Annotated in this window: 26 protein-coding genes; 8 read left to right on the forward strand and 18 right to left on the reverse strand. The window is 52.2% G+C overall.

The window, feature by feature from the left end; genetic code table 11:
- Positions 1–12: 12 nt before the first annotated feature.
- The 5 genes from MUU46_RS22265 to MUU46_RS22285 all read right to left on the reverse strand — a co-directional run bounded on the left by MUU46_RS22265 (position 13) and on the right by MUU46_RS22285 (position 5184).
- On the reverse strand, positions 13–861 hold the full coding sequence (locus MUU46_RS22265; RefSeq protein ID WP_159756621.1) for a MurR/RpiR family transcriptional regulator: 849 nt from the start codon (positions 859–861) through the stop codon (positions 13–15).
- 313 nt (positions 862–1174) lie between these two features.
- A complete protein-coding gene (locus MUU46_RS22270) occupies positions 1175–2443 on the reverse strand; it encodes a glycerate kinase type-2 family protein (protein WP_258966748.1) in 1269 nt (422 codons plus the stop codon).
- 36 nt (positions 2444–2479) lie between these two features.
- Positions 2480–3271, reverse strand: coding sequence for an alpha/beta fold hydrolase (locus tag MUU46_RS22275; protein ID WP_159756617.1), 792 nt, complete (start codon positions 3269–3271; stop codon positions 2480–2482).
- 9 nt (positions 3272–3280) lie between these two features.
- Entirely contained in the window at positions 3281–4108 is an 828-nt protein-coding gene (locus MUU46_RS22280; RefSeq protein ID WP_159756615.1) for a sugar phosphate isomerase/epimerase family protein, read from the reverse strand.
- The gene (locus tag MUU46_RS22285) at positions 4108–5184 is read right to left on the reverse strand and encodes a Gfo/Idh/MocA family protein (RefSeq protein ID WP_258966749.1); all 1077 of its coding nucleotides are present in this window, start codon (positions 5182–5184) and stop codon (positions 4108–4110) included. Before MUU46_RS22285 ends, MUU46_RS22280 begins: the two co-directional genes overlap by 1 nt.
- Before the next feature lie 199 nt (positions 5185–5383).
- Here MUU46_RS22285 and MUU46_RS22290 point away from each other — a divergent pair, with 199 nt between their 5' ends.
- Together MUU46_RS22290 and tam are read left to right on the forward strand one after the other, a co-directional pair.
- Positions 5384–7072: an SgrR family transcriptional regulator gene (locus tag MUU46_RS22290; protein WP_258966750.1), complete on the forward strand. Its 1689-nt coding sequence runs from the start codon at positions 5384–5386 to the stop codon at positions 7070–7072.
- Between the two features lie 196 nt (positions 7073–7268).
- Positions 7269–8030 (forward strand): trans-aconitate 2-methyltransferase, encoded by a 762-nt coding sequence (gene tam / locus MUU46_RS22295; protein WP_258966751.1) that lies wholly within the window; start codon positions 7269–7271, stop codon positions 8028–8030.
- A 156-nt stretch (positions 8031–8186) separates the two neighbouring features.
- Here tam and MUU46_RS22300 read toward each other — a convergent pair whose 3' ends face one another.
- Both MUU46_RS22300 and MUU46_RS22305 read right to left on the reverse strand, forming a co-directional pair.
- The gene (locus tag MUU46_RS22300; RefSeq protein WP_258966752.1) at positions 8187–8627 is read right to left on the reverse strand and encodes a GNAT family N-acetyltransferase; all 441 of its coding nucleotides are present in this window, start codon (positions 8625–8627) and stop codon (positions 8187–8189) included.
- A gap of 11 nt (positions 8628–8638) precedes the next feature.
- Positions 8639–9553, reverse strand: coding sequence for a bestrophin family protein (locus MUU46_RS22305; RefSeq protein WP_159756605.1), 915 nt, complete (start codon positions 9551–9553; stop codon positions 8639–8641).
- Positions 9554–9722: 169 nt separating this feature from the next.
- On the opposite strand from MUU46_RS22305, the gene MUU46_RS22310 reads away from it, so the two are divergent.
- Entirely contained in the window at positions 9723–10847 is a 1125-nt protein-coding gene (locus MUU46_RS22310; RefSeq protein ID WP_258966837.1) for a Fic family protein, read from the forward strand.
- Positions 10848–11036: 189 nt separating this feature from the next.
- On the opposite strand, the gene MUU46_RS22315 is transcribed toward MUU46_RS22310, so the two are convergent.
- The 6 genes from MUU46_RS22315 to sad form a co-directional block, all read right to left on the reverse strand.
- Positions 11037–12488, reverse strand: coding sequence for a tagaturonate reductase (locus MUU46_RS22315; protein ID WP_258966753.1), 1452 nt, complete (start codon positions 12486–12488; stop codon positions 11037–11039).
- 116 nt (positions 12489–12604) lie between these two features.
- Positions 12605–13132 carry a GNAT family N-acetyltransferase gene (locus MUU46_RS22320; protein WP_258966754.1) on the reverse strand — a complete coding sequence of 176 codons (528 nt, stop codon included), beginning with the start codon at positions 13130–13132 and terminating at the stop codon, positions 12605–12607.
- Positions 13133–13292: 160 nt separating this feature from the next.
- The gene (locus tag MUU46_RS22325; RefSeq protein ID WP_258966755.1) at positions 13293–14285 is read right to left on the reverse strand and encodes a sensor domain-containing diguanylate cyclase; all 993 of its coding nucleotides are present in this window, start codon (positions 14283–14285) and stop codon (positions 13293–13295) included.
- Between the two features lie 194 nt (positions 14286–14479).
- Entirely contained in the window at positions 14480–15916 is a 1437-nt protein-coding gene (locus MUU46_RS22330; RefSeq protein ID WP_258966756.1) for a GGDEF domain-containing protein, read from the reverse strand.
- A gap of 153 nt (positions 15917–16069) precedes the next feature.
- A complete protein-coding gene (gene glsB, locus MUU46_RS22335; protein ID WP_258966757.1) occupies positions 16070–16996 on the reverse strand; it encodes a glutaminase B in 927 nt (308 codons plus the stop codon).
- A 187-nt stretch (positions 16997–17183) separates the two neighbouring features.
- Positions 17184–18572, reverse strand: coding sequence for a succinate-semialdehyde dehydrogenase (gene sad / locus MUU46_RS22340; RefSeq protein WP_258966838.1), 1389 nt, complete (start codon positions 18570–18572; stop codon positions 17184–17186).
- A 103-nt stretch (positions 18573–18675) separates the two neighbouring features.
- Here sad and ptrR point away from each other — a divergent pair, with 103 nt between their 5' ends.
- On the forward strand, positions 18676–19554 hold the full coding sequence (gene ptrR, locus MUU46_RS22345) for a putrescine utilization regulator PtrR (RefSeq protein WP_159756563.1): 879 nt from the start codon (positions 18676–18678) through the stop codon (positions 19552–19554).
- Here ptrR and MUU46_RS22350 read toward each other — a convergent pair.
- The 3 genes from MUU46_RS22350 to MUU46_RS22360 form a co-directional block, all read right to left on the reverse strand.
- On the reverse strand, positions 19511–19990 hold the full coding sequence (locus tag MUU46_RS22350; protein ID WP_159756560.1) for a GNAT family N-acetyltransferase: 480 nt from the start codon (positions 19988–19990) through the stop codon (positions 19511–19513). The genes ptrR and MUU46_RS22350 overlap by 44 nt on opposite strands.
- Positions 19991–20074: 84 nt before the next feature.
- The gene (locus MUU46_RS22355) at positions 20075–20863 is read right to left on the reverse strand and encodes a PhzF family phenazine biosynthesis protein (protein ID WP_258966758.1); all 789 of its coding nucleotides are present in this window, start codon (positions 20861–20863) and stop codon (positions 20075–20077) included.
- Positions 20863–21663, reverse strand: a complete 801-nt coding sequence (locus MUU46_RS22360) for a PhzF family phenazine biosynthesis protein (RefSeq protein ID WP_258966759.1) — start codon at positions 21661–21663, stop codon at positions 20863–20865. The genes MUU46_RS22355 and MUU46_RS22360 overlap by 1 nt, the downstream gene beginning before the upstream one ends.
- 193 nt (positions 21664–21856) lie before the next feature.
- Between MUU46_RS22360 and MUU46_RS22365 the strand changes: the two genes are divergently transcribed.
- The 3 genes from MUU46_RS22365 to MUU46_RS22375 all read left to right on the forward strand — a co-directional run bounded on the left by MUU46_RS22365 (position 21857) and on the right by MUU46_RS22375 (position 23788).
- Positions 21857–22042 carry a type II toxin-antitoxin system HicA family toxin gene (locus tag MUU46_RS22365; protein ID WP_159756551.1) on the forward strand — a complete coding sequence of 62 codons (186 nt, stop codon included), beginning with the start codon at positions 21857–21859 and terminating at the stop codon, positions 22040–22042.
- 19 nt (positions 22043–22061) lie between these two features.
- Positions 22062–22511, forward strand: a complete 450-nt coding sequence (locus MUU46_RS22370) for a type II toxin-antitoxin system HicB family antitoxin (RefSeq protein WP_159756548.1) — start codon at positions 22062–22064, stop codon at positions 22509–22511.
- Between the two features lie 80 nt (positions 22512–22591).
- The gene (locus tag MUU46_RS22375; protein WP_258966760.1) at positions 22592–23788 is read left to right on the forward strand and encodes a sugar transporter; all 1197 of its coding nucleotides are present in this window, start codon (positions 22592–22594) and stop codon (positions 23786–23788) included.
- Positions 23789–23804: 16 nt separating this feature from the next.
- Here MUU46_RS22375 and MUU46_RS22380 read toward each other — a convergent pair whose 3' ends face one another.
- Entirely contained in the window at positions 23805–24182 is a 378-nt protein-coding gene (locus MUU46_RS22380; RefSeq protein WP_159756542.1) for a tautomerase family protein, read from the reverse strand.
- The gene (locus tag MUU46_RS22385) at positions 24173–24490 is read right to left on the reverse strand and encodes a carboxymuconolactone decarboxylase family protein (protein ID WP_258966761.1); all 318 of its coding nucleotides are present in this window, start codon (positions 24488–24490) and stop codon (positions 24173–24175) included. The genes MUU46_RS22380 and MUU46_RS22385 overlap by 10 nt, the downstream gene beginning before the upstream one ends.
- A gap of 134 nt (positions 24491–24624) precedes the next feature.
- Between MUU46_RS22385 and MUU46_RS22390 the strand changes: the two genes are divergently transcribed.
- Positions 24625–25476, forward strand: coding sequence for a LysR substrate-binding domain-containing protein (locus tag MUU46_RS22390; RefSeq protein ID WP_258966839.1), 852 nt, complete (start codon positions 24625–24627; stop codon positions 25474–25476).
- The last annotated feature ends 27 nt before the right edge of the window (positions 25477–25503 follow it).

Below are 25503 nucleotides of genomic sequence, written 5' to 3' on the forward strand. Positions count from 1 at the left end.
TGCTCCTTTTTTTTATCCTTTGAATTTTGACCCCAGAAACTCTTCTCTGCTGCGGTACAACTCATAACGCGTCTTATCCTGATGCATAAAGAGCAGGACCAGCATATCGATCATCCCCATGGCCGGTACACGAGTTGAGTCAAAAGCTTCAAAGAAAATCTTATCACTGACTGCCGTGGTTAACTGGCAGGTCGATATTTTGGATAAGGGCGATTTAATGTAGTTAGTGACGCAGACAGACTTTGCCCCGCGTTGTTTCACAACATTGAAGATATCCAGCATGAGATTCGTGCTTCCCGAGTTGGAAATACCAAACGCCACATCGCGTTTCCCCATGGCATAGGCGGCATTGAGCTGCATTTCCGGACTAATGTGAACAATAGTTTTAATCCCAAACTGCCCAAACTTATAAGCACCATAGACCGCCAGTGGGTTTGAGTTCCCCGCGCCAAAAAAGTAAAGCGTGTCGCATTCAGCAATCATTGCCAAAACGCGCTTCAGGATTTTTTCATCAAAGAACTGAGCTGACTGAATAAGATCTTCCGCCTGCTTCTTGAGCAGGAATGTCGCCAGTGACGCGATGTCAGAAACATCCGTCTCTGAAGGATAGCCATCGTCGGGGTTAATCACCTCTTTTGCCAGGGCAATTTTCAGATGGTAGTAACCCTGATAACCTATTTTTTTACAGGTACGAACGATGGTGGCTTCACTGGCTTTACTCTTATCGGAGAGCTCCGATACGCTGTAGTTCACAATAGCGTCGGAGTGATTAAGAATGTAGTCCGCCACTTTTTTTTCAGCGGAGTGAAGAGTCGGGTAGTTACTCTGTATCAGACTTTTAACTGAAATATTGTCATTCATCTCGTGAACACGCTGTTGTTATTAATGTGTTGCATTATAACACAACTGTTCTCTAAGGTAATATACATTGGAAGTCGGCGCGAAAATGCCAGAAGATTACAGAACGATTACAATCCCCGAGGTTTTATTTTCGCGCCTTATACAGGTTTTTATCTATGTGGCAAAGCCATGTAAACATTAATGCTGAAGGGTTAATTATTGCTATTTATCTGAGTGCGGTTGATCCCGAACTGAAATATCATCGCTTTTTTCGCTATGTACAAAGTTCTTCATAATTAAGAACCACCTTAATTGCCACCGGTTGTTTATATGATCATAGGATCAACAGACATCTGAAATCGTTAACATTGGTGCGAGTGGGGCCTGTAATAATAGAATCCCCTATTGCTTCAAAAAATCCATGACCATCATTATTGTCTAGAGCCTGTCGAGCATTCAATCCTGCCTGCTCGGCTCGCGTCAACGTGTCCGGGGAAATCCATGCACCGGCTATTTCCTCCTGACCATCGACGCCATCTGTATCTCCTGCAAGGGCGTAAACATCAGGCTGGCCATTGAGCTGCAGCCCCATCGAAAGAAGAAATTCTACATTACGACCACCGCGCCCGTTTCCTCTGACCGTAACCGTTGTTTCCCCGCCTGAAAGAATGACACACGGTCTGCTGAACGGCTGGTTATGAAGCGCAACCTGGCGAGCAATACCAGCCATCACTTTTCCGACATCACGCGACTCGCCTTCCAGGCTGTCTCCGAGAATATAAGCCGACAGACCCTGCTTTATTGCCAAGTCGGCAGCGGTTTCCAGGGCAAGTTGAGGTGTGGATATCAGATATGCCTCGCTGTTTTTCAGACACCTATCACCAGGCTTAATACTTTCCGTGTCGCCAGCGATAAGAAAATCCGTGACATAATCAGGCAACTTGATGTTGTATCGGTTAATAATATCCAGTGCATCCGCGCACGTAGAGGAATCGGCAACCGTTGGCCCGGAAGCAATATCACGGGGATCATCACCTGGCACATCCGAAATCATCAACGTGATCAGCTTTGCCGGAAAACAGGCTGCGGCAAGACGGCCACCTTTTATGGCAGAAAGGTGGCGGCGAACACAGTTCATCTCGCCTATCGTTGCACCTGATTTCAACAACTTCCGATTGATAGCCTGTTTTTCATCAAGACTGATACCCTCGAACGGCAAAGTCAGTAAAGACGAGCCACCACCAGAAATCAGGCACAGTACCGTATCCTGCTCACTGAGATCGCTGACCAGGGAAAGAAGGCGTTTTGATGCGCTTAGCCCCGCTTCATCCGGGACCGGATGAGCCGCTTCTACAATTTCAATATGCTCACAGGGAACCGAATATCCGTATCGGGTGATAACCAGTCCACTGAGTTCACCTTCCCAGTTATCTTCCACAGCTTTTGCCATGGCAGCCGAAGCTTTTCCTGCTCCAATGACAATCAGCTTTCCCTTTCTGTCTTTTGGGAGGTACTTCGGAATACTGTGATGAGGCTGTGCTGACTCTATGGCCGCCAGGAACATACTTTCCAGCAAAGAACCTGGGTTTATTTTATTGTTCATGAATAACCTCATGAGACATATATTTTCAGTGATGGTTTAGACAATATTACTTTTAATGACTTCGGTAATATCTTCGTTATAGCGTTTTCTATTTAGCATTTTGGGATAGGCTATATCTACGCACTCAATTCCTAATGCTTCGCAAATTCTCTCCGCTTTGGACATCGGATGAATAACATCGTAGAACGTACCCACCACACGGAATGGAATGCCTGACTTCCTGATAAGCTCTGCATCAAAACAGGTGTCGCATGTCGTCATCCTTCTAAGCAGTGGAATAACCTGCTCTGGATCCATGGTGAACATACTGACTAATGAATTGACATTATCAGGAGACTGGAGAGACAGCTCCTCAAAAATCTCAGTATTCCTGAATTTCTCCAGGCCTTTATCCGCGCCATAAATCTCAATGTAGTTCGCCACGACACTGTGGACTTGTTGGCTGTCCGGCATGCCCTTCGTAAAGAATGCAGGACGAACCAAGGTGACTGATTTAATTCTATCCGGATAACGCGCCGCAAGTGCGGCGCTCATTGCTGCTCCAAGAGAAATTCCTGCCACCGATACGCTTTCCAGTTTCAGATGATCCACCAGTGCCATAACGTCATCTGCAAAAGTACTGATGTTCAGCTCTGAAACAGGTCCCAGGTCAGAACCGCCATGTCCACGACAATTCAGTGTGATAAGACGGCAATGCTCATCAATGAAAGTGGAACGTGTCTGGCCGTGATCCCCTGTCAGTCCGTGCTGAAACACGATAACTGGCCCATCGGCCTGGTTGTCGTAGTAATTAAAATTCAACCCGTGATGCTGGAAGGTATGTAGCATGGTTCCCCCTTAGGCCGGTTGCAGGTAGGTATCAAGCATGACGGAGACTTCGCCAGCTTCGTCTGCTGCCAGACCATGAGTCACAACACAACCGTCAAAACCTGTATTACGCAGATGTGTCAGATAAAAATCGTAATCCAGCACACCGCGACCGGCGGTGGTGAATGAACCATCCGGAGTCCTGTCTTTGGCATGAGCAATCGCGATATCATTACTCAGCAAGCCCAGAGCATCACTAATAATCTGGTGTTGTTCCGCAAGCGTGGCCTCTTCAAACAGGTTCGCCGGATCGAATATCACTCGCAGCAACGGACTCCCCATTTCATCTATCAGCTGGCGAGCTTTTGCGGCTGAGTTCACCACATTTGCCAGTTCAGGTTCGATACCCAGCGCCACGCCGTATTTCGCAGCGATAGCGAGTGCTGTACGCATGGAGGTCACCAGACTTGCCCAGGCCTCAGGATTGTTATTATCTGGATGAAAACGCCACTGGTCTTCCGGGTCCATCGTGCCGGTGCAGAGCGTGACCAATGGACATTCCAGCATTTCTGCTGCTGCACAAATTGCATCCAGGCAGCGCATCCCGTGCTCAATCACCGCAGGATCCGGGTGCGTCATGTTAAATGTCGCTGATATCGCTTCCAGTTGAACATTGTGTTTCTTTGCCGCCTGACGGATTTGCTCAACAACCTCAAGCGGGACGTTATCCGGCAGAGCTTTAAGCCCTGCGCTGGCAAAATTAAACTGTGTTGCCTGATACCCAAGCTGGCTTATCAATGCAAAATTTTGATCCACACTGGTGGTATCGAAAGTTTTTGAAAAGATGCCTTTATTCATTACACAGACCCTCTTGCATCAGCAACACGTACAGATTTACCGGTTCGTGTTGATTCCTGGATAGCCACCATGGTTCTCACTGTACGCAACCCTTCTTCCAGGGTCGCTGCGCGGATGATTGGCGTTTCGTTCAAAATCGAGTCTGCAAAGGCTTCGAGTTGGCGGCGGTAGAACTGACCATCAGCTGCCAGAGGACGGGTGAAGTTCCCGGTCGCTTTGCTGAAGATTTCTACGTCGCTGGATTTATAGAACCATGGGTTATAGGTTTTGCCGACAACACTGCCATTTTCCCCATAAATCTGGAAACCTTCATGCCAGTCCATATGAACACCCAGCGTCAAATCGAGCTGACCCAGGGTACCGTCAGCAAAGGCAACACTCATTAACCAGCATTGATGACCTGCGCGTTTGAGGTAATGGGATTCAATTTCGGTAATATCACCCGCCAGGTGCATCGCCGTATCCAGCAAGTGGCTGCCATGTGACAACAGATTGTATTGCTGAAGATCGGCCTTTGGCGCGATTTTCGGTTTACGTTTAGAGTCGCTCAGAATCACTTGCGGCTGAACGGCATTAATGGTCAGGTAGCGCTGGCTGTTATCGCAGTACCAGCCTTTATAAGCGACCAGTTGCCCCATTTCCGTCTGGATAAAATCACGCGCAGCCTGGATTCCACCGTCAAAGCGTTTCATGTGCTCAAGCTGGAAGAGTCGGTCGGTTTTATTGACCACCTCAACCAATTCTTCACATTCGTCAATGGTAATACCGAGCGGTTTTTCACACAGGACATGTTTACCTGCGTTAATCGCCATCATCGCCAGTTGAATATGGAAGGCGTCTGCGGTTGCAATAATGACGGCATCGACGTTCTCGTCATCCAGCATTTGCTGATAGTCAGCATAAGCGACCGTCGGCTGCCAGATTGCCTGCATACGGCTACGCAACTCATCCGCGCTGTCGCAGATAGCGTAAAGCTCTGCGTTACTGGCTTTTGAACAGGCTTCAAAATGCCCTGCCTGAGAGATTGGACCGCAGCCCAGAACACCTACGCGTAATTTTTTCTGTTCAACTGTCATTTCGCTTACCTCAATAAAGTGACCATTTTCAGATACCCCATACTGGTCGTATCCGGATGCACCTATTATTGGCTTGCCATAAATAAGGAAAACTGAAAAAATCATTCCGGTATGCTTCCTCCTTTATTTCAGAAAGTGGCTTTAATGTGATTCGCATCACAAAAAGTCCTTATGAACAGCAAATAAACCCGGAAATTTCATGTCAATTAAATCATCCAGACTGAACGACCTCTACATTCGCCTACAACGGAGGTTCCATCCTGAAAAAGATGTCTTTGTGAAGGTGTCTGATATCGCTGAGGTTCTGGGCTGTACATCGCGCAATGTCAGACTGGTATTGACGGAAATGGCAGATCACGGCTGGATTCAGTGGTTACCGGCCTCTGGACGTGGCAAGCAGTCCCGGCTTGTTTTTCTGCGTTCATCTGAGCAAATCTCACAGAGCGAGATCAGGGAAATGCTTGAAAGCGGCAGACTGGCTGAAATGCTGACCCTTGTCGAAGGGGATACCGCCGAGCTGGAAAATCAGATTTATCAACATCTGGGAACGGTGATTGAGGGGGAGTGTAAAATTGTTCGCGTCCCCTGGTACCGGAGTCTGGACAGACTTGAGCCCTGGAAGCCCCAACGACGAACTGAGCGGCATTTGATGAGACAATGTTTCTCAGGGCTTACTCGTTATGACGATGAGTTAAAGAGAGTTGTTCCTGATCTGGCGCATCACTGGATCAAGAATGACACTGCGACACAATGGGACTTCTATTTGAGGTCAGGACTGAAATTCTCTGATGGTTCACCTCTACAGGCATCAGACATTGAGAAATGCCTCAATGCTATGTGCCGGTCACCCGTGTTTTCACGTATTTATTCCGGGATAGTAAAGATACAGACGATTGATAAACAAAGACTTAGATTTACCCTGAAAAGCCCGGATGTCCATTTTGCAGATTTGCTTTCACATACCTCAGCTTTGATTTACGGGATGACTAAAGGGAAAGTTATGTTTTCAGGACACTGGATGGTTAAAAGTCATGATGATTTTAATCTGGTCATGAAGGTCAATCCCTGGTATCACGGCCTCAGGCCAGTTATCGATGAAGTCAACATTATGCGCATTGAGTCTGACATTCTCGATATGGGTCGAATTCAGGTCTTCTATCAAGGAATGAGCAGCAGGGAAACAGAATTTTCAGAAGCAAGAATTGAGCGTGGTTCGTGCTTTCTGGTCGTTGACGGGAACGGACGATTTGCTGAGGAAGAAGACCGGGTCTTTCTTAATCATGTCCTTCAACCAGTGGATATTCTCAAAAATTCGTCACATCGTAAAAAAATGAATCTTGCCCTCTCCGTGGCGCAAGGGCTTATACCTGGCTGGTATCACCGTATCCTGGATATCGTCCCGCCGATCCGTCATAAAATGTACCGCGAGCTGACGCTTGCCACGTTCGAACAACCTGAACTGGCAAAACACGCGGAAGGGATCGTTAGCATTCTTGAGCGCTACGGAATTAAATGCCGGGTTGTCACTCGTTCGTTTCAGGCGTTCTTTAGCTCGCCGCCAGCGAATATTGATTTATGGCTAACCAATTTTGTTCTGGATGATGCCAACGATTGTTCACTGAACAACTGGCTTCAGTCTGATCCTATTCTGGAACGATGCGGAAACGGCTGGAATAAAGAAAAAAACCAGGTGGCAAAGGAAATACGCAACGGTGATATCTCTTGTGAGAAAGCGCTAGAACAGTTGGTGCGTCAGTTCACCTTTTCACGCTGGTTTATTCCGTTGGTTTACCATCGTGTTGACCATGAACAAATTCGCCATAACTCTGCTTTCAGTAACGAATTAGGATGGGTCAACTTTAGCGATGCGTGGTTTGATATACGATGAATATGATAAAAATGAAGTTTATAAACTGAGATTTGAGATGACAACTATGTGGCTCAGGGCATAGCGAATCTGACTGGCAGATGTGTGACAGACCTTTGCGCTTAATTGTTATAACGAAAAATGGCTGGCGCTTTCGGTTTAATCACACGGCCTGCGCTATGCTGTAAGCCTTTGAAACCACGCTAAGGAATCATACATGGCTGACTGGAACCCGTCGTTGTATTTGCAGTTTGCGTCAGAGCGTACCCGCCCTGCGGCAGAGCTTCTCGCCCGCATTGCCAAACCTTCAGCAAAATACATTGCCGATTTGGGCTGCGGTCCGGGTAACAGCACCGAGCTGCTACGTGCCGCGTGGCCAGATGCCGCAATTACCGGCGTGGATAATTCCCCGGCAATGCTGGATAAAGCGCAAAAAACGCTGCCGGATTGTCAGTTTGTGAATGCCGATATTGGCGCATGGCAGCCCGAACAACCGCTGGACGTGCTGTATGCTAACGCGTCGCTGCAATGGGTGTCCGGACATTCAGCGCTGTTTCCGCATTTGGCCTCGTTGCTGGCAAAAGATGGCGTATTAGCGGTGCAAATGCCAGACAACTGGCAGGAGCCGTCACATGCCTCAATGCGCCAGGTCGCCGCCGAGCTTGGGCATCCGACGCACGGACGCATTCCGCTTGAAAGCGTGCAGAGTTATTACGATTTATTGAGCGGTAGCGGTTGTGAAGTGGATATCTGGCGAACGACTTATTTCCATCCAATGGCGTCGCATCAAGCTATCGTTGAATGGCTGAGCGCCACCGGCTTGCGCCCTTTCTTGCAGGATCAGGATAGCGTCAGCCAGCAGGCGTTTCTGAGTCGTTATCTGCAATTACTGGAAGTGCATTACCCACGCCAGCAAAACGGACAAATCCTGCTGGCGTTCCCACGTCTTTTTATTATTACTCGCCGCGTTACCAGCTGAAGTCGCGGAATAAAGAGAGATCCCAGGCCGTCGCGAACAAGGAAACAAAAATAATAATGTTCACGGCGGTCTCAATTTTCTTTTCCATGATGATTCTCCTGTTGGCTCGATGGCCATGTTTCTGGGAAAATCTTAATGATTTCTTACCCTCTACGGTTACAGATTCATCCGATAAAGTACAAATCCTTCCACATCGGTGAACTCGTCATACAGTTTACGGGCCGGATTATCGGTAGCAGTGTGCCAGTAAAGGCGCGACCAGTTCTTCTTTTTACCTTCATCAACCAACGCCTGAATCAGTTGGCGGGCAATGCCGTGACCACGCATTTCTGGTGCCACAAAAAGGTCCTCCAAATAGCAAACGTTGGATAATTCCCACGTCCCTTCATGCAAAACGCTGTGCGTGAAACCCACAACGTCACCGTTAACGATCGCAACGCGCCCGTAAATCGGAGATTGTTCGTTCATCATCCGCTGCCAGGTTTTCTCCGTTACGGATTCACGGACGTTTGACTGGTAAAAGGCGTTATAGCCATTCCACAGGGTGCGCCACTGGGCTTTGTCCTGGGGTTGAATGTCACGAATCAAAACGTCCATTGCGGATTTCCTTAGGTGAGTTGATAGCACTTATCGGGGAGCATTTTTGCTGGCACGTCTTTTTCATCGTTCATTTGCAGCAGATCGATCTCGATCGCATTGCTGATGGCGTCCAACGGCAGGTCATTATTTTCCACCCCGAACGGTTCTTCAAGCTCTTCCGCCAAAACATCCAGGGAAATAAAGGTATAAGAAATCAGCATCGAAATGAACGGCGTCATGTAATGCAAGTCACTCACCAGTGCAAATGGCAGCATAATACAGAACATGTAGACCGTTCGGTGCAGGATCAACGAATAAGCGAATGGCACCGGCGTGCCCGCAATGCGCTCGCAGCCTGCCAGCACTCCCGACATATCATTGAGTCGATTATTGAGGCTGTGGAACATAATGTCCGATAGCGCACCTTGCTGTCGATGTACTGCCAGCCAGTTGCCCATCAGCAGCAAAATTCGGTTCGCGGGAGACTGTACCGCTAAAACCTGTGCGAGCTGTTCTGGCGCCAGGTATTTCTCCAGCGTTTTTTCCTGCGGTAAACGACGTAGCTGCATACGCAGCGAGTGCGCAAACGCGATTTGCAGACGCACAAACGCCGTCACATCCGTTTCCGGCGGCAGCGTGTTTTTGACTTCACGCAGCAGCGAGCGTGAGGCAATCATCAACTGGCCCCAGAGTTGGCGCGCTTCGACGTAACGTGAATAACAGGCGTTATTACGAAAACCAAGGAAAATGGCGATGGCGACGCCAAGAATACTGAACGGCGCGACGGTGAGCTTCACGCCTAGCGAGGTATACCAGGGCAGCAGAATGATAACCGCCACTGACAACAGAAAATTGAGAAACAGTCGGGAGAAAATCTTGGGTAACACCGCGCCGTGCCAGACAAAAATGCGGGGCAGCCAGTGTTCAGTCGGTCTGAGGATCATGAGTCACTATCAGTAAGAAAGGAAGTCTGCGTTATTTAACGTGATCCAAATCACTCTTTCAAGTTTAATGCGATATTTCGCTACAAAACGATAACACGTGGTGGTTTTACTTTTCGCTCTATTCGGCTCATAATGTGAGCCAATTATGATGTTATTCGGCTCAGAGGTCATCATGACACAATGGATCTGGCAACAACCGGAGTGGCCTGCTTTTCACTGGCGGGATGAAACCGTTTTGCCGCTGCTGCGCCAGCTGCAGCGTAAATCCGGCGTGCTGATCGGCCGCAGTGAAATGCAAGATGAAGACCGGCAAACACTGGATGCGCTGCTGTCGAATGTACTCGCGTCTTCAGCCATTGAAGACGAGCGGCTCAATGCCCAATCGGTCCGCTCGTCCCTCGCCCGCCGTCTTGGCGTCGATGAAGAAACACCTTTCCCGGTCTCCGAGCGCTCTGAGGGCGTGGCGTCGATCATGCTTGATGCCATCGACAATCGCCATGAACCGCTGTCTATGGTCCGTTTGAATCAGTGGCACCACTGGCTTTTCCCACATGACCCTTGGTCCATGCACGCCGTTCACGCGGGAGAATTGCGCGGCGGCGAACCGATGCAGGTCGTCTCTGGCCGTATGGATAAACCGGTGGTGCATTTCGAAGCGCCGCCGCGCGAAGGACTCGACACCCGTCTGGACGCCTTTATTGCATGGTTCAATCAGAGCAAGGATGACCCACTTTCAGACCCGATACTGCGAGCGGCCGTGGCGCATTTGTGGTTCGTTACGCTGCATCCGTACGATGACGGCAACGGGCGATTAACACGTGCGCTGACGGATCTGGCACTGGCTCAGGCAGATAACCAGAGCATCAGGCTGTATGCGATGTCGGTGTCGATTCTTGAACGGCGGAATCACTACTATCGCATCCTCGAGCAGACGCAAAAAGGCGGCCTGGACGTGACCGAGTGGGTGTTGTGGTTTTTGCAAACGCTCGATGTGACGCTGGATACGGCACTGGCCAGAATCGACAGCACGCTGGCGAAAAGCCGGTACTGGAAACACAACGATTCAGTGCGTCAGACGCTCACTGTGGAACAGCTGAAAGTAATCAATCGCCTGCTTGACGGAGGTGAATCAGGCTTTGCCGACGGAATCAGCGCCAGCCAGTATCAAAAAGTCGCCAAAGTCAGTAAAGCCACCGCCACGCGTCATCTGGCGTATTTGCTTGAACAGGGTTTGCTGGAAAAGCTGCCCGGCGGCGGGCGCAACACACGTTATCAAATCACCCAACCTTCGTGAGCCGATAAATAGGGGTAATTCGGCTCACCATAAGAGCCGAATATTCGCGACATTTGGCTCATTCATCCCCTGAAAGACAAAAATCGCAGAGGTGTTAAAGGTATCGTTATTAAAATCGGAATTATGTATGTTGTAACTAATTAGATTTATTAACAACCCGGCACGCTGGCCGGGTCAGATTTCAGGCAATCAGCAAAGCGGTTTAACGGCTTCGCGCATACCCTTCGTCAGTATGGTATCAAGGTCGTGCGTCACCAGCTCAACCAGCCCTTTAACTTCCGTCAGATCCTGCTCCCAATGCTCTTTCACCGACAGCACGGACTCAACCAGCGACGTGGTGCTGATTTGCTTATCGTGATGCAGCGACCAAAGCTGTTGATAGCGTTCAATCCAGTGCGCATCGTCCTGCACCGGATAGCTTTCACCGTTACGTTCAGCACGATAAAACGCAATCAGTGCCGCCAGGGAAAACGTCAGTCGTTGAGGCAGTTTCCCAGTCGATGCCTGCCCTGCCAGCAGCTGTGGCAGAATACGGGTGCGGAATTTAGTCATTCCGTTTAGCGAAATAGACAGCAGCTGATGCTTGATGTACGGGTTGCGGAAACGCCCGGTCACCGCACTGGAAAATGACTCTAGCTCATCGCGCGGTAAATCGAGAACCGGAATGATTTCCTGATGAATCGCTTTCTCAACAAACGCGCAAACGTCAGCATCGTTCATTGATTCACCAACGGTATCCAGCCCGGCCTGATACGCAACCGGCACCAGCGAGGTGTGCGCGCCGTTGAGGATCGCCACTTTACGTTCTTTATACGGTTTGATGTCGTCGACAATCAGCACATTGAGCGAAAGTTGGTCGAGACGCAGCTCGCGGGCCAGTGTTTTTGGCCCCTGAATCACGAACAGGTAGAAGTGCTCGGCAGTATCGAGGAATCCGTCTTTATAACCGAGCTCAGCTTCGAGATTTGCCGCTTCATCTCGCGGATAACCGGTCACGATGCGGTCAACCAACGTGGAACAGAATGCATTGGCGGTATTTAGCCATGCCAAAAATTCTGCCGGTAACGCCCATTCCTGTGCATAGCGCAGGACCAGTTCACGCAAGGCGTCGCCATTATAATCAATCAGCTCACACGGAATGATGACCCAGCCTTTATCCATAGCGCCATTGAAGTGGCTATAGCGTTCGAACAGCAGACGCGTCAATTTCGCCGGATAGCTCACCGCTGGCGCATCTTCAAATTTGTCGCCCGCGTGATAGCAGATGCCCGCTTCGGTGGTGTTGGAGAACACAAAGCGCATGTCAGGATTGTGCGCCAGTTTCAGGAATTCCTGATAATCGGCGTAGGCGCTGATTTCACGGTTAACGGAACGAATCAGACGCGCGTCGCTGACGGCTTCGCCCTGCTCGTTCAGGCCACGAATGATGGTGGTGTAGAGGCCATCCTGAGTGCTAAGTGACGGCGGAAAATCGCTGTCGATTGGGCGCACAATCACCACGCCGGAATTGAGGTCGGTGTGTTCGTTCAGGAGATCAATTTGCCAGTCGACAAAAGCCCGAAGAAAGTTACCTTCTCCGAACTGAATGATGCGTTCAGGGTACTGAGCGCCGGGAAAATCGCGGCGGTTTAATGTTTTCACAATGGGTTTCCCTTATTGATTGGTCATACAGCCTGCGTTATTGGTCTAATAACTTATCAGACTTTAAAACCAGGAAACCCTGTTTTGATCAAACCGGACGCTGCTTTTTACGCGGTTTATACAAATTTGTAATACACCGACGTTGCCGTCATTTCACCGTCAGGCATCAGCGCATAGCGTGGGATCTCTCCGGCCTTTTGCCAGCCGCACTGCTGATAGAAGCCTTCTGCGCCGCTACCCGTTGCGGTGTCGAGTACCAGAACCGATTTACCCTGAGCGACAGCTTCCCGTTCCAGGACGGACATTAACCGTCGCGCGATACCCTGATGGCGGCCACGAGAGTGGACTAACAACTTCGCCACTTCCGCGCGATGTGGTTGGTTTTCCGGCAAATCAGTGATCAGCTGGACCGTTCCGACCAAAGTACCGTCGGCCAGCTCTGCTGCAAGAACGACACGCTCATTCGCCGCCACGCTGTGGGCGACTTTTTGCCAGAATGCCACCGCTTTATCGGGGTGAAATGGCAGCATAAAACTGACAGACGCCCCGCCGTTCACGCTGTCGACCAGAATGTCGCTCAGTTCAGGCAGGCGTTGCAGAATATCGTGATGGGAAAGCGGAAAAATGCGCAGTGGCGAGGTCATGTTGGTCTCCCTGGAAAAATGATATCACTATCCACTTAACAAATTCGCAACACAACAAATCGGCCATAGGCTTTACTTATTCAAGCGATGATCTTGTGGATGCTCCAGCACGACTCCTCATGGAGATTGATTAACAGCTTAGCGATGATACCGAGAACCGTTAGTGCGCGAAGATTTGGTTTTTACCGCGTCGTTTCGCCTCGTATAACGCGTCATCCGCGGCTTTAAGCCAGGCCGCGGCGTCTTCCATTTCCGGGCTCGCGCAGGCGACACCAATACTGAGTGTCAACGCCAGTTCGCTGTCGGGCTGCGTGGTGATAACTGCGGTCGCTTCCAGGATACGATGGGCGATCAGCACCGCTTCCTGTTGTGAGGTGTCGGGCAATAAAATCACGAACTCATCGCCGCCCAAACGCGCAGGCGTGTCGGTGCTGCGGGTGGCGACGTGCAGAATTTGCGAGACAGTTTCTAACATTGCATCGCCCACTTTGTGGCCGTAACGGTCATTAACGTCTTTGAAATTATCGAGATCGATAAACACCAGCGCCGAGTCGCCGCAGGAATTTTGCAAACGACTAAGTTCCCAGGCGATACGTTTTTCCAGCAGACGGCGGTTTGCGATATCCAGCAGCGGATCTTTCATCGCTATCCGCTCCAGTTCGTGGCTTTTGTGGCGCATTTTGACCACCAGGATATCGGTCAGCAAACACAGCGCCAGCAGATAAATAGCAATCAGCGGCAGCGTGGCCAACATAGTGCGTTGCGAGACGCCAAATTCTACTTCCATTCCCATGCACAGCCAGGTGACGGCGAAGACGCATATCATCATTGTTGCCGCTTTGCGCATTAGCGCAATGCCGCCTGCTGCCAGATGATCGGCCAAAAGAATAGTGGCGATAACCACCGACGGCAAAGGATTGAGCGCCATCATGGCTATCCAAAAACCCCCCGCGCCTGCATCAATCACCAAATTTTGATGTTCAGCCACCCGCGGTACGCGCGCGCTTCGGGCGCGCAGATACGCCCCCCCTGGCCACACAAAGGCGTTTAGAGCCAGCAGGCCGCGCAGCCACAGGGAGCGGTCGAATTCGTCGAGTACCGACAGGATGGGGAAAAAACAGAGAAAAGTGCCGAGCATGCGCATTAGAAACATACGGCGAACGAATCGTATGCCCGGAACCTTATCATTCGTTTTTTGTTGGTCAAAACCGTTCATTAAATGCAATTTTTCCGATGCATGGCCGCAAGCATCGTATTTTTTTTAACGTGCTCCCGCAAGCTATCAATAAAGATAGTTGAATGTTTCTGCATAATAATCCACCAAAAATGTGACACTGTCACCTTTGGTTATGACACAACCGTAGTGAAGACACCTTCTTCAGCCAGTGATTTTGCGCAGGTTTTATTGCGCCCGGCCTTTTTAGCGCGGTAAAGATACTCGTCGGCTTCCACCAGCAGTTCATTGAAGACATTAATCTTTTCTTTGCCGCCGAGCGTTCCGCTTCCGGTCCCAATACTGACCGTAACCCGCAGCGGCTGCTGTCGCCACTGGAACACATTGGCTTCGACACGCTGACGAATGTTCTCAGCCAGATGATAACCGTCCAGCGGATTACGCGTTTTCGCAGCAACCACAAACTCTTCGCCGCCCATTCGCGCTACCAGCCCCTGCTCGCCCACCGTGTCATACACCTGACGCGCAAACGCTGCCAGCACATAATCGCCACATTCATGGCCGTAGTTATCATTCACGCTTTTAAAGAAATCGATATCCAACAGCATCACCGTCAGATGCTGACTGGTATTGGCGGGTTGCTTTTTGAGAGCTTCATAGAGGCCAGAGCGCGAATAAACGCGGGTCAGGAAATCGAAATCGGCACGCAGCGAAACCTGACGAACAAGATTATTGATGGCCGCCACAGTGGTAGAAACAATCACCGGACTGATAGCCAGCGACGCAATCCCCAGACGCGTGGAGAAAAGCTGTGCGGTTTGCAGTGGCCCGCTCACGGCTAGATTGATAATCCCATTAGCCACCAGAATGATTTCACTGGTACCCGTCATCAGCGTCAGCGCAGAAGTGACCGGCAGCGGGTAACGAAGGGCGCACCAGATAAGCGCGGGCAATGGAAATGCGAGACTCCCTGCGCCGCCAATAGCGATCGCCGCCAGCATAGAGAGCACCAGCGTCAGCACCGGCAGCAGCTGTTGCCATCGGATCCGGTTTATTTCATGTGGCAGCGTCAGGGTCATTACACACGGTAAAATCAACACGCCGGTAGAAAACTGTTCGCTAAACCAGTCCGCCAACAGCGGCATGAACGATTGTCTGTCGATCCCGACAGATCCAATCGCACCCAGTAGCGCGCAGAAAATCGCGGAAATAAGACAGTAATAGAATAACCGCAGAGCGTTAATTGGCTCGGGTTCACTCCCCGCCTGACGTTTGTCGCGCATGACCAGTTGCGCCACCATCACGATAAACACCATATTCGAGGCGTTGATTATCAGCGACGCAAAGCCCCACTGGGTCGTCATTACGTCAAAAAGCAACATTGCACCGTAGCAAATCGCATAATAATGCAGTCGATTAAGCCAGACGTAGCGGGCAAATATTGCAGCCATCACCGCATTCAGCGGCCAGAAGAGTGAAAGCTCCTGCACAAGGCGCAGCATGGCGCCCATCGCATAAAACAGCGTGGTAATAACAAACAGGAAAAATACATTACGCAGAACGTGCGCTTCACTGAATAGGGTAAATCGGGGAACACAAATAGAACGCATTAATTATCTTTCCATATAATCGCAAGTAGCAATTATTTCGGCAATTACAGGGTAATGATCGGTAATACAGATACTATTGATCACAATCTGCGTATTAACAATTATCCGTGTTAGTTATTTGTTGGCCATTTGCAACGTGAAGCGATGACGTCATCAATAGACCGAACGCCCCAACCGCTGGGTCAGTTTTTCCAGAACCGCAGTCCCCGCCAGCGAGTTACCCGCGTCATCGAGCTGTGGACTCCAGACGGCAATCACCATTTCGTGCGGCACAATCGCCACGATCCCCCCGCCCACGCCAGATTTCGCCGGAAGCCCCACGCGCCAGGCAAATTCCCCGGCATTCTGATACATCCCGCTGGTCGCCATTAACGCATTCACTTGCCGTGCCTGTAACGGCGTGATGATGGTCTGGCCGCGCTGTGGGAAATGCCCCTGATTCGCCAGAAACAGGAAGGTTTGCGCCAGTTCGGCACAGCTCATTTTAAGGGCACAATAATGGAAGTAGTTTTGCAGCACCGTCGCCACATCATTATGGAAGTTGCCGAAGGACTTCATCAACCAGGCAATGGCGGCATTACGGGCAGAATGGTCGAGTTCGGATCGCGCCACCAGCGTGTCGTAGGCAATATCCTCGACGCCGGACAGCTTGCGCACAATCTCCAGCATGCGCTGACGTGGCGCACTGAGACGACTTTGCAGCATGTCGCAGACCACCAGCGCACCGGCATTAATAAACGGATTACGCGGAATACCCTGCTCGATTTCCAGCTGCAGCAGTGAGTTAAACGGCTGTCCGGACGGATCTTTCCCCACCCGCTGCCAGATTTCCTCTTCGGCGTAGTGATTCATCGCCACCACCAGACTCAGCACTTTGGAAATCGACTGAATGGAAAAACGCTCCTGCGCATCGCCGGCAAAAAAATGCTGGCCATCAACGGTACTGATGGCAATCCCCAGCTTTGCGCCATCCACACAGGCCAGTGCCGGAATGTAGTCCGCCACTTTGCCTTGCCCTATCAGCGGTTTTACCTCTGCCAGAACAGATTCCAGCATGCTGTTATCGATGACCGTTGCCACTCTTGCTCCTTGCCCACAGGCCGATTTCGGGCTGCGAGTATACCAGCGTCAAGCGGGCAGACAAAAGCGCATTACCGTCTGCGTCAGCTGTTGCACTCGGGTTTCAAGGCTCGGGTTTCAAGGTGCCGTGAAGAAGAAGCCGTCGAGGTGTGGAGGCCCGGCAAGCTTGCGCCGCCGGGTAATGAAATCAGTGCCGGTCTTTCCAGACCGTCTGCACGTTACAGAACTCATGCAGGCCGAAGTGTGACAGCTCGCGACCAAAGCCGCTTTTCTTCACACCACCAAATGCCACCCGGGCATCGGAGGCACTGTAGCCGTTGATAAACACGCCGCCGCATTCCAGTTCATCGGCGAAACGCTGAGCCTGAGTGTTATCTGCGGTATACACCGTAGCAGACAGACCGAAATCGCTGTCATTCGCCAGAGCGAGTGCATGATCGGCATCACGCGCGACGGTGATCGCCGCCACCGGGCCAAACATCTCCTGTCGAAAAGCGGTCATGTTAGGCTTGACGTTGCCCAGCACCGTCGCGGCATAGTAGTTACCGTTGCCGGAAATTTTCTCGCCACCGAGCAGCAGCGTGGCGCCCTCTTCCAGCGTCGCCGTTACCTGGTCATGCAGCTCGTCGCGCAGATCGTAACGCGCCATCGGCCCGAGGTCGTTTTGTTCATCTTGCGGATTACCCATTTTCAGTCTGGACGCCGCGGCGACAAACTTCTCGGTAAACGTATCGGCAATTGCCGCTTCCACGATAAAGCGTTTCGCCGCCGCACATACCTGCCCGGTATTCTGGTAGCGACCCATCACCGCCGCTTTCACCGCGTCATCAATATCCGCATCGTTAAGCACGATAAACGGATCGGAACCCCCCAGCTCCAGCACGCATTTTTTCAGCGCCGCACCCGCCTGAGCACCAATAGCCTTCCCGGCGCGCATACTGCCAGTTAAAGTCACCGCCGCGATACGCGGGTCGTTAATCATCTGCGATACGCCATCATTCGTGGCATTCACCCAGCCAAACACCCCCGCCGGAATACCCGCTTCTGTGAAAATATCGCCAATCAGCTTCGCACTGCCCATGACGTTTGGAGCATGTTTCAGCAGATAGCTATTGCCCGCCAGCAGAATCGGCACCGCACCGCGCAGAACCTGCCACAGCGGGAAGTTCCACGGCATCACCGCCATGATTGGGCCAAGCGGACGGTACTCAATCACCGCCTTATTATTTTCCACCTGCGTCGCCTCGGTAGAGAGCATCGCCGGGCCGTGTTCGGCATACCAATCACAAAGGTTCGCCGACTTCGTCACTTCGCCACGAGCCTGAATAATCGGCTTGCCGATTTCACGGCTGATCATCTGCGCCATTTCTTCGGCGTGTTGACGCAGCACGTTGCCGACTTTACGCAGCGCATCAGCGCGCTCGGCAACGGCGGTTTTCTTCCACTGGCGATAACCGGCATCAGCCAGCGCCACTGCCTGATTGACGTCATCGGCCGTGGCCCAGGCCAGCGTGGATAGTGTTTCGCCGGTGGCCGGGTTGAGGGAAATGGCGTGAGTTGCAGGTGATGTCATGATTTTCTTCTCTCTGTTCGATGAGGCTGTTGATTAATACTGGACCACTCTGCTATTTATGGAAAATGAATAATATTAACCACTCCATTCACGATACGAGAACGTTATGGACTTAACTCAGCTTGAGATGTTCAACGCCGTCGCCCAGACCGGCAGCATTACCCAGGCCGCGCAAAAGGTGCATCGCGTGCCCTCTAACCTGACAACCCGCATTCGTCAGCTGGAAGCGGATTTGGGCGTCGAGCTGTTCATTCGTGAAAACCAGCGCCTGCGATTGTCCCCGGCAGGGCACAGTTTTCTACGCTACAGCCAGCAAATTCTGGCGCTGGTCGATGAAGCACGAATGGTAGTGGCGGGCGATGAGCCGCAGGGTTTGTTTTCATTAGGTTCGCTGGAAAGCACCGCGGCGGTGCGCATTCCTACCACGCTGGCGCTATATAACCAGCGCTACCCGAAAATTCAGTTCGATTTGGCGACGGGTCCGTCGGGTACCATGCTTGACGGCGTGACCGAAGGCCGTCTGAGCGCAGCGTTCGTCGATGGGCCAGTAATGCATCCGAATCTGGAAGGCGTGCCGGTGTATCAGGAAGAGATGATGATTGTTACGCCGAAGGGCCATGCACCGGTCAAACGCGCCAGCGATGTAAACGGCACCAGCATTTATGCGTTTCGTGCCAACTGTTCATACCGCCGTCATTTCGAAAGCTGGTTTCATGCCGATCGCGCCACCCCGGGCCGCATTCACGAAATGGAGTCTTATCATGGGATGCTGGCTTGCGTGATTGCTGGTGCGGGCCTGGCGATGATCCCGCGCAGTATGCTGGAAAGCATGCCCGGACATTATCAGGTTGATGCCTGGCCGTTGGCCGAAAAATGGCGCTGGCTGACGACTTGGCTAGTGTGGCGTCGGGGAGCGATGACCCGTCAGCTGGAAGCGTTTATCACATTGCTTGACGAAGGTCCGCAACCAGCAGTTTCTCCATAAAAATGCTCAGCGGGTCCGGCAAATAGGGCGCAAACGCCTCGCGCTGGAAATACCCGCTGCGCGCATAGAGCTTCACCGCCGCATGTTGATGAATCCCGGTTTCGAGGCGCAGCGTGTCGCAACCGCGCTGCAACGCTTCAGTTTCCAGTGCCGTTAACAGTGATTCACCCAGCCGTTGCCCACGGTGCGTAGGGTCGATATACACCCGCTTCATTTCCCCACTGCCGTCACCGTTCAACACCACCGCGCCGCAGCCAACGGGTTGTTGCTGTGCATCACGAATAATCAGCATCAGTCGCTGTGATTCCGGCAGCTGCGTTAAATCCAGGAGATGATTACTTTCCGCCGGATACAGCGTCTGCTGATAGCGGTCGAGGGCGTCAATCAACGCCACGATATCGGGTTGGTCAGGGGAACATGGCGTAATGGTATACATATCAATCTCCTTGCGCGTTTCCCCTGACTGTAAACCGAAACGGACGCCCCGGTTCATAGCATTAACTTATGCCGCCTGACGGCCTTAGCGCAGCAGGATTTTCCCCTGCATCCACGTCACCGCCGTGCCGCCCATTAGCACGCGATTGCCCTGCAACTCACAGCGCACATCCCCGCCACGCGCAGAAACCTGACGGGCCAGCATCTGCCTTTTACCGAGTTTTTCACTCCAGTAAGGAATAAGCATGGTGTGCGCCGAACCGGTAACCGGATCTTCCCATACGGCTTCTCCCGGAGAAAAGAAACGGCTGACAAAATCGTAATCCCCCGTACCACGCGCGGTGAGCGTCACTTTATGTTCAACCAGTGTCATCGCCGCAATATTCGGGGTGACCGCCTCAACCTGCTCACGGCTTGCCAGTTCTATCAGCCACGCGCGCCCTTTACGGGCAGCTACGTAATCCGTAATACTCAGCGCGGCCAGCATTTCAGCCGGTGGCGTTTGCTCAGTGGTTTGCCCGGCGGGGAAATCCAGGGTCAGCCATTCGCCTTCGCGACTGACCGTTAACCGGCCGGACGCCGTATCAAAGTGAATTCGTGCGTCCGGGTAATCCAGATGATTGAAAATCACGTGGGCAGTCGCCAGGGTCGCGTGCCCACACAAATTGACCTCATTGCGGGTCGTAAACCAACGCAGTTCAAAGCCACCTTTCGCCGGAATAAAGAAGGCCGTTTCCGACTGATTATGCTGTTTCGCGATTTGCAGCAGTTGTTCATCAGGAAGCCAGCTATCCAGCGCACACACCGCCGCCGGATTGCCGCCAAAATTATGTCGGCTGAACGCATCAACCAACCAGACAGGAAGGGTTTTCATCAGAATGCTCCTTCGTGCAGATAGATGCTGCCGATGATATAGGTCGTGGCCTGGCCACTGATCAGTACCCGTTCGCCCTGCCATTCACAGCGTAACTCGCCCCCACGAGCAGACACCTGACGCGCCTGCATCTGCGTTTTTCGCAATTTATCGCCCCAGTATGGGATCAACATACTGTGCGCCGAACCGGTGACCGGATCTTCCGCCACGGATTCGCCCGGACAGAAAAAGCGGCTGACAAAGTCGTCCGTATCGCCCGGGGCCGTGACGCACACCATTTTGTCGAGCGGCAGCATGGCGTGAATATCCGGCGTCAGCTCTTCAACCTGTTGCTGATTTTTCAGCACCACCAGATAATCACGCGCGACGCGCACCTCTTCATATTCATTAATGCCGAGCGCATTGAGCAGCAGCGCCGGAGGCTCAACGGCCTCGGTTTTCCACGCCGGGAAATTCAGCGTCAGCCAGTCACCGCTGCGGGACACCGTCAGTTCACCGACAAAGCGCGTCGAAAAACGGATTTCGGTGTGCGGGTAATCGAGGAATTCGAAAATGACGTGAGCGCTGGCGAGCGTGGCGTGCCCGCAGAGATTGATTTCCCCTTGGGTGGTGAACCAGCGCAATTCAAACCCGTCGTCGGTGCGCACGAAGAATGCGGTTTCGGACTGGTTGTGCTCCTGCGCCATTTTCAGCAGCGTGTCGTCAGGCAACCATTCGATAAGCGGACACACCGCCGCCGCATTCCCGCCAAACGTGCGGTCGCTGAAGGCATCAACCATATAAAACGGAATTTCCTGCATAGCCAGTATCCTTTTGTTTTTATAACCACTTAGTAACATTAATACCGTCTTTGCCCACGAATTACGAGCCTCCTTCCAGATTACGATGCAGCTTTTTTCTTCCTGCCGAATACACCGTAAAGTTGTACGTAAAGAGATAAACATAGATGTTGTGTTTTTAATCAATAATGGTAACGTCGTTGAGGGAGTAACGGTGAAATATTCAGAGTTTAAGCGCTGGCTGTTACGTCATGGCGCGGAGCTAACGAAAGCGCCAGGCGGCGGGAGCCATTTTAAGGTTCTGTGTCGCGGTAAACGTTCCGTATTTCCCGACCATGGGGCGAAAGAAATGCCAGAACCGCTTCGCCGGGCAATCCTGAAGGACCTGGATTTGAACTAACGCGCAGGAGATAACCATTATGTATACCTACCCTGTATCACTGACTCACGACGCAGACACCGGCAGCTGGATTGCATCCTGTCGTGACCTCCCGTTAATGCACTCCGTAGGCGACAGCATTGAAGACGCATTGTCCGAAGCGGCCTTCGGGCTGGTTACCGCTCTGGCAATTGAAGTTGATGAACGTCGCCCCATTCCAACGGGCAGTACACCGCTTGACGGGGAACACCTGGTCAGCGTGCCGTTGTTGGTTGCCATGAAAGCGGCATTGCATAACGCGATGATTGAAACCGGCACTCGTAAGGCAGAGCTTGCCCGAAAACTGGAGCAAAAACCGCCGCAGATCGACCGTTTGCTCGACGTAGAGCACTCTTCACGCATCGAAACGGTAGAATTGGCCCTGCGTAAACTGAACCGCAGCGTAACGCTGACCATCACTGCGTCATCACCTTCTGATATGAGATCTTAGTCACAAAACGGTTGTGTTTTGCACAATGATAGTTTTAAGATCGACCTCTCTTCTTCCCGTTATCCATCCAGAAAACTGATATGACAACTAACACCGTCTCGCGCAAGGTTGCGTGGCTGCGGGTGGTCACTCTGGCCATCGCCGCTTTTATCTTCAATACTACGGAATTTGTGCCAGTGGGACTGCTGTCTGATATCGCCCACAGTTTCTCGATGGAAACGGCGCAGGTAGGGATCATGTTGACGATCTACGCCTGGGTTGTGGCGCTGATGTCGCTGCCGTTTATGCTGCTTACCAGTCAGATGGAGCGGCGCAAACTGTTGATCGGTCTGTTTGTGGTGTTCATCGCCAGCCACGTGCTCTCGTTCCTTGCCTGGAACTTTACCGTGCTGGTCATTAGCCGCATTGGCATCGCCTTCGCCCACGCCGTATTCTGGTCGATTACCGCTTCACTGGCGATTCGTCTCGCCCCGGCGGGGAAACGCGCCCAGGCCCTGAGCCTGATTGCGACCGGTACCGCCCTGGCAATGGTGCTCGGTCTGCCGATTGGTCGCGTCGTCGGCCAGTATTTCGGCTGGCGCACCACTTTCTTCATCATCGGCCTCGGCGCGCTTATCACGCTTGTGGCGCTGATGAAACTGCTGCCTAAGATTCCAAGCGAACATTCCGGCTCGCTGAAAAGCCTGCCGCTGCTGTTCCGCCGTCCGGCACTCATGAGCCTGTATCTGCTTACCGTGGTCGTCGTGACCGCCCATTACACCGCATACAGCTACATCGAACCGTTTGTCATTAACGTCGCCGGGTTTGACGCCAACTTCGCTACGCTATTGTTGTTAGCCCTGGGTGGGGCCGGGATCATCGGTTCGGTGATTTTCGGTAAGCTCGGCAACCATCACGCCTCAACGTTAGTCAGCGGGGCCATCGCTTTGCTCACTGCGTGTCTGGCATTGCTGATATTAGCGGCTGAAAGTGAAATTAATCTCACCGTTCTGAGCATCATCTGGGGTGTGGCAATCATGATTATCGGCCTGGGAATGCAGGTGAAAGTGCTGGCGATTGCCCCGGACGCCACCGACGTAGCGATGGCGCTGTTTTCCGGCATCTTTAATCTCGGTATTGGTGCCGGCGCGCTGGTCGGAAATCAGGTCAGCCTGCATTTTTCGATGGCCAACATCGGTTACGTCGGTGCGGTTCCGGCGCTGGCGGCACTTGTCTGGTCAGTGGTTATTTTCCGCCGCTGGCCGGTGACGCTCGAAGAGCCGGTTCAACAGCCCTGAACCGGCCAACGACTGCTTAGATAAATTGTTCGCCCCGGCTGAAGCTCCAGTCTTCAGCCTGGTTGAACTGAATCGTCACCATCACATCCTCTGGGCTGATGCCCCCCTTTTCGGAAAGCCCCGCACTCAACGCCTGATAAAATCGCCGTTTCTGCTCTGCACTGCGTAGCTTTCCGGCGGTGATCAGCACCAGGATAAAGTCGTCACTGCGCCCTCCGCTCAGATAGTGCCTGTCGTAAACGCGCTGACTGGCGGGGAGCCGCTCGAAAATCTGAAACTTATCCTGCGCTGGGACAGCGAATTCACGCACCAGACAGTCATGCAGTGTGTCCGAGATAATGGCTAACGCTTCTTCACTGAGGGTGTCGCGACATACGATTCGGGTTAACGGCATTCGCTTTCCTCCGCGGCCAGGCAGCTAAGTGCGCTAACGGCGGCGGGCCATCCGGCATAGAAGGCCAGGTGGGTGAACAGCTCGGTGATTTCTGTCTCGCTCAGCCCATTTTGCCGCGCGAACTGCAGGTGCCATGGGATTTGTTGGACGCGCCCTTGCGCAGCCAGCACCGATAAGGTGACCAGACTGCGATCACGCGCAGAGAGTTCCGGGCGTTGCCAGATATCATCAAACAGTATCTCCTGACTGAGTGCTGCCAATTTAGGGGCATATCGGGCCAGGCTTTCGCGGTCGAGTGAGGGATTCATTGTGTTTCTCCAGGTTGACAGTCACGCCATCCTCACGCAATAGTTCCATCCTGAAAATCAAATTATTCGGCATTAATCATCCCGAAAATCAGGAGTGATGACGTGAAAACCCTTCGACGTTAGATCTCGATGCCCTGCGCAGTTTTGTCATCGGCATTGAATCAGGCAGCTTTGCCCACGCCGCACTTAAGCTCGCCCGTTCAACCTCTGCCGTCAGCGCTCAGTTGAAAAAACTCGAGTTACAGTGTCACGCCGATCTGGTGGTAAAACAGGGCCGACATGTGCGACTCACGCCGCAGGGGGAAATGCTGATGGGCTACGCTAGACGGCTGCTGGCGTTGAATGATGAAACGCTGCGTGCGCTACGCGGCGAACTACTGAAAGGCGAAATCCGCATCGGGATGCAGGAAGATTTTGGGGAGTCGTTGATGCCGGGCATTCTCGGTAAATTCAGCAGATTACACCCGGAGTTACGCATCCACGCCCGCGTCGACAGGAACGCTCCGCTGATCGCCGCGCTGACAGAAAACAGTCTCGACATCGCGCTAATGTGGCAGCCACCCAATTCCCGAGAACAAGGTGAACTGCTGACGCGCTGCCCGCTGGAATGGATTTACCATCAGGATGTAGGCCTTGAAGCCCTGCTTGCTAACGGAAAGCCGCTGCCGCTGGTGATGTTCGACAGCCCTTGTTTGATGCGCTCGAGAGCGATTGAATGTCTCGATAACGCGGGGATCCCGTGGCAAATCACTTTCGTCAGTCACAGCCTCTGCGGTGTCTGGGCAGCCGTTCAGGCAGGACTGGGGCTGACGCTAAGAACGCATTTTGGCCTGCCCGAAAACCTGTTAACGGCGGGTTCGCGACTGCCTGCTCCGGGAAATCTGGGGATAACCCTGGTCCAAAACGCGTCATCCTCTGAAGACAGTCAGGTGCAGGCGGTGTTTGCGGAGCTTATAAAAGACGCGGTGGCGGGACAAAACGGATAAAAAATAAAGGCGACAATATGCCGCCCT

It is taken from the genome of Scandinavium tedordense (assembly GCF_024764965.1).
In the GTDB taxonomy this organism is placed as follows: Bacteria; Pseudomonadota; Gammaproteobacteria; order Enterobacterales; family Enterobacteriaceae; genus Scandinavium; species Scandinavium tedordense.

Coding starts and splice junctions, on each gene's coding strand:
- MUU46_RS22265 (WP_159756621.1), bottom strand. CDS start 861: ATGAATGACAATATTTCAGTTAAAAGTCTGATACAGAGTAACTACCCG.
- MUU46_RS22270 (WP_258966748.1), bottom strand. CDS start 2,443: ATGAACAATAAAATAAACCCAGGTTCTTTGCTGGAAAGTATGTTCCTG.
- MUU46_RS22275 (WP_159756617.1), bottom strand. CDS start 3,271: ATGCTACATACCTTCCAGCATCACGGGTTGAATTTTAATTACTACGAC.
- MUU46_RS22280 (WP_159756615.1), bottom strand. CDS start 4,108: ATGAATAAAGGCATCTTTTCAAAAACTTTCGATACCACCAGTGTGGAT.
- MUU46_RS22285 (WP_258966749.1), bottom strand. CDS start 5,184: ATGACAGTTGAACAGAAAAAATTACGCGTAGGTGTTCTGGGCTGCGGT.
- MUU46_RS22290 (WP_258966750.1), top strand. CDS start 5,384: ATGTCAATTAAATCATCCAGACTGAACGACCTCTACATTCGCCTACAA.
- tam (WP_258966751.1), top strand. CDS start 7,269: ATGGCTGACTGGAACCCGTCGTTGTATTTGCAGTTTGCGTCAGAGCGT.
- MUU46_RS22300 (WP_258966752.1), bottom strand. CDS start 8,627: ATGGACGTTTTGATTCGTGACATTCAACCCCAGGACAAAGCCCAGTGG.
- MUU46_RS22305 (WP_159756605.1), bottom strand. CDS start 9,553: ATGATCCTCAGACCGACTGAACACTGGCTGCCCCGCATTTTTGTCTGG.
- MUU46_RS22320 (WP_258966754.1), bottom strand. CDS start 13,132: ATGACCTCGCCACTGCGCATTTTTCCGCTTTCCCATCACGATATTCTG.
- MUU46_RS22325 (WP_258966755.1), bottom strand. CDS start 14,285: ATGTTTCTAATGCGCATGCTCGGCACTTTTCTCTGTTTTTTCCCCATC.
- MUU46_RS22330 (WP_258966756.1), bottom strand. CDS start 15,916: ATGCGTTCTATTTGTGTTCCCCGATTTACCCTATTCAGTGAAGCGCAC.
- ptrR (WP_159756563.1), top strand. CDS start 18,676: ATGGACTTAACTCAGCTTGAGATGTTCAACGCCGTCGCCCAGACCGGC.
- MUU46_RS22350 (WP_159756560.1), bottom strand. CDS start 19,990: ATGTATACCATTACGCCATGTTCCCCTGACCAACCCGATATCGTGGCG.
- MUU46_RS22355 (WP_258966758.1), bottom strand. CDS start 20,863: ATGAAAACCCTTCCTGTCTGGTTGGTTGATGCGTTCAGCCGACATAAT.
- MUU46_RS22360 (WP_258966759.1), bottom strand. CDS start 21,663: ATGCAGGAAATTCCGTTTTATATGGTTGATGCCTTCAGCGACCGCACG.
- MUU46_RS22370 (WP_159756548.1), top strand. CDS start 22,062: ATGTATACCTACCCTGTATCACTGACTCACGACGCAGACACCGGCAGC.
- MUU46_RS22375 (WP_258966760.1), top strand. CDS start 22,592: ATGACAACTAACACCGTCTCGCGCAAGGTTGCGTGGCTGCGGGTGGTC.
- MUU46_RS22380 (WP_159756542.1), bottom strand. CDS start 24,182: ATGCCGTTAACCCGAATCGTATGTCGCGACACCCTCAGTGAAGAAGCG.
- MUU46_RS22385 (WP_258966761.1), bottom strand. CDS start 24,490: ATGAATCCCTCACTCGACCGCGAAAGCCTGGCCCGATATGCCCCTAAA.